At 65.2% G+C, this 8,138-nt stretch carries 9 protein-coding genes and 1 riboswitch; of the genes, 2 read left to right on the top strand and 7 right to left on the bottom strand.

Annotated elements, in window-relative coordinates; translation table 11 throughout:
- Nucleotides 1-107: 107 nt before the first annotated feature.
- Entirely contained in the window at nt 108-335 is a 228-nt protein-coding gene (locus H537_RS0118420; protein WP_051242621.1) for an SWIB/MDM2 domain-containing protein, read from the bottom strand.
- A 422-nt stretch (nt 336-757) separates the two neighbouring features.
- On the opposite strand from H537_RS0118420, the gene H537_RS0118415 reads away from it, so the two are divergent.
- Complete coding sequence (locus H537_RS0118415) at nt 758-2,443, top strand: hypothetical protein (RefSeq protein WP_156901829.1); 1,686 nt, start codon at nt 758-760, stop codon at nt 2,441-2,443.
- 555 nt (nt 2,444-2,998) lie between these two features.
- On the opposite strand, the gene H537_RS54500 is transcribed toward H537_RS0118415, so the two are convergent.
- From H537_RS54500 to H537_RS49470, 4 genes are all read right to left on the bottom strand, one after another.
- The gene (locus tag H537_RS54500) at nt 2,999-3,325 is read right to left on the bottom strand and encodes a TrfB-related DNA-binding protein (protein WP_051242953.1); all 327 of its coding nucleotides are present in this window, start codon (nt 3,323-3,325) and stop codon (nt 2,999-3,001) included.
- Between the two features lie 41 nt (nt 3,326-3,366).
- The gene (locus H537_RS54495) at nt 3,367-3,606 is read right to left on the bottom strand and encodes a hypothetical protein (RefSeq protein WP_028999019.1); all 240 of its coding nucleotides are present in this window, start codon (nt 3,604-3,606) and stop codon (nt 3,367-3,369) included.
- Nucleotides 3,603-3,872, bottom strand: a complete 270-nt coding sequence (locus tag H537_RS54490) for a hypothetical protein (RefSeq protein ID WP_169517047.1) — start codon at nt 3,870-3,872, stop codon at nt 3,603-3,605. The genes H537_RS54495 and H537_RS54490 overlap by 4 nt, the downstream gene beginning before the upstream one ends.
- Before the next feature lie 999 nt (nt 3,873-4,871).
- Nucleotides 4,872-5,405 (bottom strand): hypothetical protein, encoded by a 534-nt coding sequence (locus tag H537_RS49470; protein WP_156901827.1) that lies wholly within the window; start codon nt 5,403-5,405, stop codon nt 4,872-4,874.
- Between the two features lie 65 nt (nt 5,406-5,470).
- Nucleotides 5,471-5,551: riboswitch (cyclic di-GMP riboswitch) on the bottom strand.
- A gap of 419 nt (nt 5,552-5,970) precedes the next feature.
- Between H537_RS49470 and H537_RS0118385 the strand changes: the two genes are divergently transcribed.
- The gene (locus H537_RS0118385) at nt 5,971-6,969 is read left to right on the top strand and encodes a hypothetical protein (RefSeq protein ID WP_028999015.1); all 999 of its coding nucleotides are present in this window, start codon (nt 5,971-5,973) and stop codon (nt 6,967-6,969) included.
- Between the two features lie 128 nt (nt 6,970-7,097).
- Here the strand turns inward: H537_RS0118385 and H537_RS0118380 are convergent, their stop codons facing one another.
- Together H537_RS0118380 and H537_RS44055 are read right to left on the bottom strand one after the other, a co-directional pair.
- Nucleotides 7,098-7,325, bottom strand: a complete 228-nt coding sequence (locus tag H537_RS0118380; protein WP_028999014.1) for a hypothetical protein — start codon at nt 7,323-7,325, stop codon at nt 7,098-7,100.
- Nucleotides 7,326-7,581: 256 nt separating this feature from the next.
- Nucleotides 7,582-7,875, bottom strand: coding sequence for a helix-turn-helix domain-containing protein (locus tag H537_RS44055; protein ID WP_051242951.1), 294 nt, complete (start codon nt 7,873-7,875; stop codon nt 7,582-7,584).
- Nucleotides 7,876-8,138 lie beyond the last annotated feature (263 nt).

The following is an 8,138-nucleotide window of genomic DNA, read 5'->3' as shown; positions in this document are numbered from 1 at the left end:
ACTGCGGCAGCGGACGACATTCGTAGCAGTCCGCCGCTTCGGGGCCCGCGCGGCGTCCGGGCCCATCGGGTGCAGCGACACCCTGGCCTTTCACCAGCGCAGCCGCTTCAAGACATGTGCTTGCTGACCAGGCCCGTCATCTCGAACATCGTCACCTCGTCCTTGCCCATGACGGCCTTGAGTGCGCCATCGCACAGGATGTTGCGCTTGTTCGCCGGATTCTGCAGGTTGCGCTGCTTGATGTAGTCCCAGAGGCGTTTGGTGGCTTCGGTGCGGGGCAGCGGCTCGGCACCGATGATGGCGGCCAGCTCAGGGCTGGGCTTCAAGGCCTTCATAAAGGCGCCGCTTTTCTGGGATTTGGTTTCAGCCAAGTGAAATCCTTGTGAACATTGGGATGTACAGAGCATACCGCCGCCGAGGCGGCCAAGTCAGGCGCGGAGGAAGGGAAACGTCCCAGCCTATGTGGCATATAGGATCACCCTCATACCGAAGGCCTCCTGAAAAAGTTCTGTTGAGCGTTCATCTACACTCGGACTGAACGGTTCTCGTCGACTGGATCAGCGGGTGTAGATATGCGCTGCGGTCAGGCGGCAGTCCTATGCTGGCGAACGGCTCCTCCTTTTGAGCCCTCTGACCGCGGCAAACACGCGAACCGGTCATGGCACGGAACTTGATCGACCGCGAGCATGTCTGATGGGCCCGGGGTTGCGACAGCAGTCGCAATCGCTGGCTTGGTAAATACTTGGTGGAGCATCACTTGGCAAAGCCCAATTGGCAACCGAAGCAGCGTGACGGCAACCGCGGGCGTGGCCGCGACTACCCTGACCCGACCCGGGATAACGTGATCTTTCATCCCACTTCGAACAGGCGGCCCGATCGGCCGCGGCAAGACAACAAGCCTCCGGTTGCCAAGCAAGGGGTAAAGGGCGCCTTGCGTGCTGCAAATCTGCGCCTGCTGCTGGAAAACGCGCCCGTGCCGGAAGCCATGGCGCTGGTGGCCGAGGTACCGCTGGAGCGCCTTGAAGCCATGTCCCAGGGCGCGCTGTGCCCCGACGAAACGGCCTTTCATATCGAGCGGACCCTGAAGCTGCCCGGCAAATGGCTCGATGGCCTCAACAAGGAGGTGCCTGCACGCACGCTGCATTTGTTGAAGCACCCCGATCAAGCCGAGTTGCAGGACGACGAGGACGTCGAGGAGGACGGCACAGCGTTGTCTACGGTAGTGAGCCAGGCCTCTTCGCGGCCCGCCTCAGAAAGCGCTGCCGTTTCTCAACCGGCGCTAGCCGCAACGCAGCCTGCCCCGCAAGTCCAGCAGGTCCAAGACGCCGTTGGTGAGGCTGCAGCTGCCGTGGCGCCTTCTTCCCTGGCAGCGAGCACCGCAGAGGGTGAGACGGCTCAAGCAGCCGCAGGCCCGGCCGTGGAGTCCGCCACGGCTCCTGCGTCTTCCAAGAGCCCGCAAAGCGCTGGCAAGCGTGCTGCAACGGCGCCAAGGCGAATGGCCGCGATCGCTGCAACCCAGTTGCCCTTGTCCGAGATCGCACTGCCCTCGCAATCCGGCCCGAACGAGACCTCCTCCATGGCATCTCCCGAGTTGCGCAAGCGGAACCTGTCCGTACTGCTCCAGGGCAAGGGCGCCAAGAGCGCGCTGGCCAGGGTCCTTCACGCCAAGCCGCCCTATGTGTCGGCCATGCTCAGCGGGCGCAAGAGCCTGGACCAGGAACTCTGCTACGGCATGGCCCGTGCGTTGGGCTTGCCAGAAAACTGGTTCGAAGCACCTCGTACTGCAGCGAACATTCCTGCCGCCACGCTTCAACGCCTCGCGTCCTTGCGGGACGGGGCAACCGAGGCCGACACGGCCCCGAGCGGCGAGACTGCTGAAGCGGCACCTGCGGCTGCCAGCGGCATATCCACCGAAGCCGCTGCAGATCCAGCGGATTCGGGTGAGCTGAGTGCTGCCCTGGCTGGCACCGCTCAAGGCGCTGCTACCACCCATGATGCAGCCGTCCAGCCTGCCCCCATCAAGCAAAGGGGACGGCGCTCCCAGGGTGCAACCCAGCGCGGCAGCCAGCAGCCCGTCGAGCCCACGGAGCTGGCCGGAGAATCCACTAGCGCAGGTACCACCGCTGTGGTCCAAGCCGAATCGCTGGCGCCGGCCGAGCCTGTAGCTCTGCCCGCGGCGCAAGCGCCTGTACCGGCCTTGCGTACCGAAGTCATGGCGGCGGCTGCACCGGCACCGGTTGAGACTCCGGCACTTGTGAATCCTGCTCGGACCACGCTGCAAGCCGCTGACATCACACCCGTGTATTCGCAGCCCCTGATCATTGAAGGCGGCTTGGCGCCCATCACGGAAGCGCTTATCAAGATGCTGGTGATCAAGGCCAGGCAAGGCGTGCTCTCGGAAGACAAGGCCTTCGATCTTCTGGGAACCGTGCGCTTGCTCTGAATCAAGGCGGATTGGCTCAAACAGCCAACCAGCGGCTGCACCGCCATTGCGGCAGCAGCACAAGCGCCCTTTGCCGCACTGCACTTCCGAGACACCGGAAGGTCAAGGCCAATGGGGCACGTCCGCAAGCGGCGTTGGCCTCACGCAAGCCGCCAAGGGCGCTGCCATGCCCGCGCCGAGATCACGCTCAGGCAAATGGCTCCAACGCCAGACCACGACGTCGGGTCGATGAAAACACCCATCGCGGCCGAGAAGCCGGGCGTGCCCGCCCACATCGCGCAGGCACCGGGCGCCTTCACACGCTGGGGCGGCTACTCGACCGGGGCGTTGTGGGACTACCCTGCTGCACTTGCTCGTTTCCTGCAAGCGCGAGAGATCAGTTTTTCCCTGAATCTTCGTGCCAGGCCGGCAGGACTGGGGCCTTTGCCGCGCTTGGCCAGCGCCTCCGGACACGGTCCCCAACGCAGCAGGCACACCGCCAGCTCGCCTCGTGTGCTGAGGTGAGCAAATTTGGGCACTGGAAAACGCCCCCACCCACAAGCCCATCCGGCTGTCTCAGCGCCCCAACAGGTCCGAATCTGACGCTGCCTTGGCCCGTGCACGCGCTCGAGCTTCCATCTCCCGCACCTGCTGCGCCAGCTCGGGCGGCAGCCACACCTCCACGCGCACCCAGTCCCTCGGAACGTCGTGGGCTGCGGCAAGCACCCGCTCGACGATGGCGCCCACGCGCGGCTTGGTGAGCCCGTGCCGTTCAGCCACCGTGACTTTCGCAACCCCGTCCACCAGCACTTCCCGCGCGATGGCCACGCTCTCCGCGGTCATGCGGCCCAGCCGCTCGCCGATGCTGTCGAACTCCTCGGCCGTCATCAAAACCTTCGCCATCGCTGTCCCTCTTGCAGTCGCTTTTGCGAAGCGTAGCGGGCTCAGGCGCCCAGGACCTCCTCGATGGCGTCGGCTGCCGCGCGGCGTGCCTGGGCGGCGTAGATGGTGCTGGCGCTGCTGCCGTCCGGAGCGCCGACGGCCGCCAGTAGATCCTGCAGCGCCTGCAGCAAGGCCTGACGCTGCCTGCGCAGCGTTGCGAGCTCCTGGCGCCCCTGCAGTGCTTCGCGTTGCCATTCGAAGAGGCCTTGTTGCCACCACTCCTGCGCAGCGGCCGTGCTCATGCATTGCTCCCGCGATCACCGGCGGCGAGCCGGGCGGCAGGAGCGGCAACGTTTGCCGACACCAGCGGCTCGGCCAGGTAGTACGCTCGGGTAGCGCCAATGCGACCCACGGTGAGCCCGACAGCGTGGCCGTTGATCGTCCAGACCGTCTCGTCGTTGCGTGCGTCATAGCGACAGGCAAGGCCGGCGCCAATGCCCGCCGCTGCCCCATGCAGCACACGCCGAAACTGCTCGTGCGTGACACGCTGACCTTCTAGAGCTGCCATGGTCGCGCTCCTTGGCCGCCGCAGGCCCTGAGCTGCACAGCCAGAACATGCTGCGCCCGCTCCAGCCAGCCACCGGGGCGGGTGAACTTGTGCTCGCCGATGCCGCCCGGCACGGCGGCCTGGCTCACCAGTGCCAGCAGCGCGGCGTTGTGCTCCTGCGCCGCCTTCAGCCGCTGTGGCTCAGCAACTGTGGCTAGCGAACCGGGGCACTTGGCATGTAACCCCCGAACGGCTTGAACACGGCGCCCGGATGTTGCTCGCCGAGTACGGGTGTGTTGATCGGTGCCGAAGGCGCCTCTTGCTCGTCCAAGCCCAGATAGTGGATTTGCACGCTGTTAACGAGCCGCCCATCATGATGTAGCGCCGCGCCCAGCGCGGCTGGGCGCTCCAGCACGTATCGCTGAGCGACTACTTGCAGTCGGTCGTCCACCACCTGTAGCCGGGCCAGCCGGGGGTCCGACAAACTCACCCGGTAGACAGACGCCGTTGCGCCGGCCGGGGCCAGTCGGTACTCACAGCTCGTGTCCGAAACACACCGCGGCCGGACTCCCGCCAGTGCGGACGCCCCACCGATCTGGGGCGGGTCAATAGCTAGCGGCACCGCGGGATAGCCAGCGCCGCGCACGGATGCAACCCGCAAGCTCTCCAAGCCGGGGCGGCCGGGGCTGCTCAGCATCAGGCGCAAGCTGACGCCGCGCGCCGTGGGCGAGACGCTGGTAGCCCGCTCAATGGCTATCGCGCCGTATTCAATGCGCGGCGGCTGGTACACGGCCACGGCGGCTGCCGCGGCATGAGCCGTGGGGCCATCCGCCGTGGCTCCTGCAGGACCGGACAGCCCGACGGGTTCGCCGCCACCGCAAGCGGCCAGCGCCAAGACGTTACCGAGAACCGCGAACGTCCGGAATCGGCGCAACGCGGTATCCAAGTCGAAGAAGCCAGGCATGAAAAGAAGGGGCAGAAAAAGGCCCGCACGCGGCGGGCCCGATGACACGAGGACGCTCAGATCGGCGCAGGCGGCCAAGCCAGCCGCACGGACGTGCCGTTGTAGACCGCGTTCAACGCCGCCTGGTAGCCCGTTTGGACCACGTCGCTGATGATGCCGTCACCCACGTTACCGCCCTCGCACGGATCGCCGTTTTGCAGCGCCACACCGATAACCGTGAGGTTGTTCTGGTAGCCGGTGAGGTTGTAGCCCGTGATCTGGTTGCGCACGCGCACGTCATAGCCAACATCGCCCGAGACGTTGACGTTCTTCACGCGGGTACTTGTCACCGACTTGGTTTGCCGGTTGCGCACACCACCGGTCTCCACGGTGAACGTGCAGGTACCCGTGTACTGCTCGTGCTGGCTGAAGGTGAAACCGACGTTCTTGGCGTTGGACTGCAACTGGGCGTTGGACCAGCCAAAGGCCGTCTGCACGTCACCCTTGCCGACGAACCCCTTGCCCGTCGCTGGGTCGAAAGTGACCGCGGCAACGACGGCAGCTGCGAATGCGGCTGCGCCGAGCACCACTGCGCATTGTTTGAATTTCATTGATGGCCCCTCCGTTGAAACTGATGGCTGTACTGAAGAAACTGGCCGACTCTTCGGTCCGCCGCTACAGCAACCCGGCCTTCAGGACAAAAACCTGAACCGTGGCTTTCCGGCCCTGCTTCGCAACAGGTGTGGCTTGGCCAGCGCACGGCACGTCTAGGCATCTTGTGACCGGTAATCACCGTCTCCAGCTTCCCTCTCCCCAGCTACTCGACGCTTCGCCCGCTGACGAAGCGAATATTACTTTTTGATGTCTTGACGTAGCAGCCCTTAAGCAGGGGTAAGCAACGTTACCGTCAAGTGCGAGGCGAAAGAACGCATGCAAGGGCATCCCTGGTGTCCGCTGGTCAGGATTCAGCCTGCGTTTGACTTGTCTGGTTTTAGGAACCCAATGTTTGGACTACTTGAGTAGTGCTACAGCTGTTCACGGTCGCCTTCCCAACGGGTTGACATGTCTTTAGGTGAATGAGACAACTTTCAACATAAGGGCTGGCAGTGGGTAGAGGTCCGTACCAGCTTCGGCTACAGCGACCGGCAGGCCTTCAATCGCTGCCGCACGGTCGATGTGGACCCAAGCGAGGAACAGCAGCAGCGGCTGGACGCCATCGAGGCGCTGGTGTCGGAACTGGAAGAGCAGATCGAGAACCTGGACCCCGATGGCGACAGCGGGGCCATCGACGCGCTGGAAGCGCAGCAGCGCGAAGCTGAAGCCGAGCGCGAGGCGATTGAGCAAACCCTGCAGCAGATCGACCCGCGCGATCTGCCACTGGCCGGCGCGGTGGTGTACGTCAATCAGCGTGGCGAACTGTCTGTGCTGCGGGGGCTGGTACGCGTGGACGACCGCAAGGCGCCGGCCGTGCAAGACGGGACAGCGGCATCCGGCAGCGCCGGCACGGGCAGCACCACCGCGCCCAAGCCGCCCAAGGCCGAGTTCTCGGAAAAGCTGCTGCGCCAGTTGACGGCGCACCGGACGGCTGCACTACGTGCCACGCTGGCTGACAACCCGAGCGTGGCGCTGCGTGTGCTGGCATGGCAGCTTGCACTGCGAACCGGCCTCGCGTCCCTGTACGGCCGGGAAGACGATCCGGTTGAGATCCGCGCTGACGTGACGGACGTGCGCAAGGAAGGCACCGATCTGGCCGAGTGCAAGGCGCAACAGGCGATGGAAGCGCACCGCCAGCGGTGGGGGGATCGCCTGCCCGGACAAGCTCCGTCGCTGCTGGCATGGGTGCTGAAGGCAGGCGACGAGGACGTGCTGGACCTGCTGGCCGTGTGCACGGCCAGCACCCTCAACGCGGTGCAGGGCCGCGAGGCACCGCAGCCCATGGCCGACGCCATCGCCGCCGCCGTGAGCCTGGACATGACCGCGTATTGGACGCCCACGGTGGACGGCTACTTTTGCGCCGTGCCCAAGGCCAAGGTGCTGGAGGCCGTGAGCGAGGCGGTGTCGCCCGAGGCGGCACGCAAGCTCGACGGCTTGAAGAAGGAGGCGCTGGTCGCCCAGGCCGAGCAGCTTTTGGACGGTCGGCGTTGGCTGCCGTCCGTGCTTCGGGCCAAGGGCTGACGGCACTGTCCGCCTCGGCTCTGGTCGCTGAGCAGACGAAGGGCCAGGCATCCCAGGCCGCATGCAGCCCGGCCCACAGAGCCACGAAGCGGACCCGTGTCAGGGCAGCGGCCGGTGGCCTGGACCGGCTACAAGCCGACCGGACGCCAGCGGGCGGCGCGTGCCTTGTGCCGAGCCAGGTTCTCTTGCAATGCAACAAGCCGGTTCTCCAACGTCGCCAGCAGCACTTGCGCTTCCACGGTGGAGCATTGGTTGCGCTTCAACTCGGCGATGCGGGTTGCTTGCTCGGTCACCCGCGCTTTGCATTCGTCGACAAGGCGCTGCGCTGTCTCCACGCCTCCCACCGGCAAGTCCATGACTTCACCCCCTGGATTGCTTACTTTTTAATCACTTCCGAAAATTCCAATCGAGACAGTGACTTATGCGGCACCGAGGCGGCTTGCGTACAGAGTTATCCCCAGCAACTGGGGATAGCTCAGGATGGGGGAGCGACATGCGACAACAGTTTGCAAGACGGCGGCATCCGTGCCAGCAACAGGCGGAAGGCCGCGCCGCACCTCATCGTCACGGTACTTTCGGGCATGCATGGTGTCTTCTGTGCAAGTCTGCAAGCTACCGCCTGCGCGCAGGTCTTGGCCGAATACCAGCCAGCTCGATGCGCAACGCTTCCCGGTCGAACTCGGGCGCCGCCAGGTCGGCCAGCCATTCCAGGCGGCCATAGAAAAGCAGCGCGGCGGCGTAGACGCCCATGCTGACGGTGGCCTCGCCGCGCTCCATGCTCATGACGGTCGGCACCGAGACGTTGATCTCAGCCGCCAGCGCACGGATCGACAGGCCACGCCGCTCGCGCGCCAGGCGCAGGTTCGCACCCAGCTCCAGCAGCACTGTGGCGATCGGGGCAGGCATGTCCTGGGCGAGTTTCAAAGCACGCGGCATGCGATTTATTTTCGCTTCACTCGCGATAGAATTCAAATATATTTGAACCTGCGCTACTTGAAACGTTTCACGGGTCGCTGGGCCGCTAGTGCTTCGACCGCCGGTTGCCCAGCTCGATGGGCACAACGGCCCCTACCCCGACTCGGCATGTGACCAGCGCTAGCCGGGTGCTTTCCTGATTGAGGTCCGCCGCGCCTGCTCGGCAGCGTGGACGCGCGGGTGGTGGCTCGACC

Source organism: Azohydromonas australica DSM 1124 (assembly GCF_000430725.1).
GTDB lineage: Bacteria > Pseudomonadota > Gammaproteobacteria > Burkholderiales > Burkholderiaceae_C > Azohydromonas > Azohydromonas australica.
Note: the sequence above shows the minus strand (reverse complement) of the source record. Positions and strands in the feature narration are given on the sequence as shown.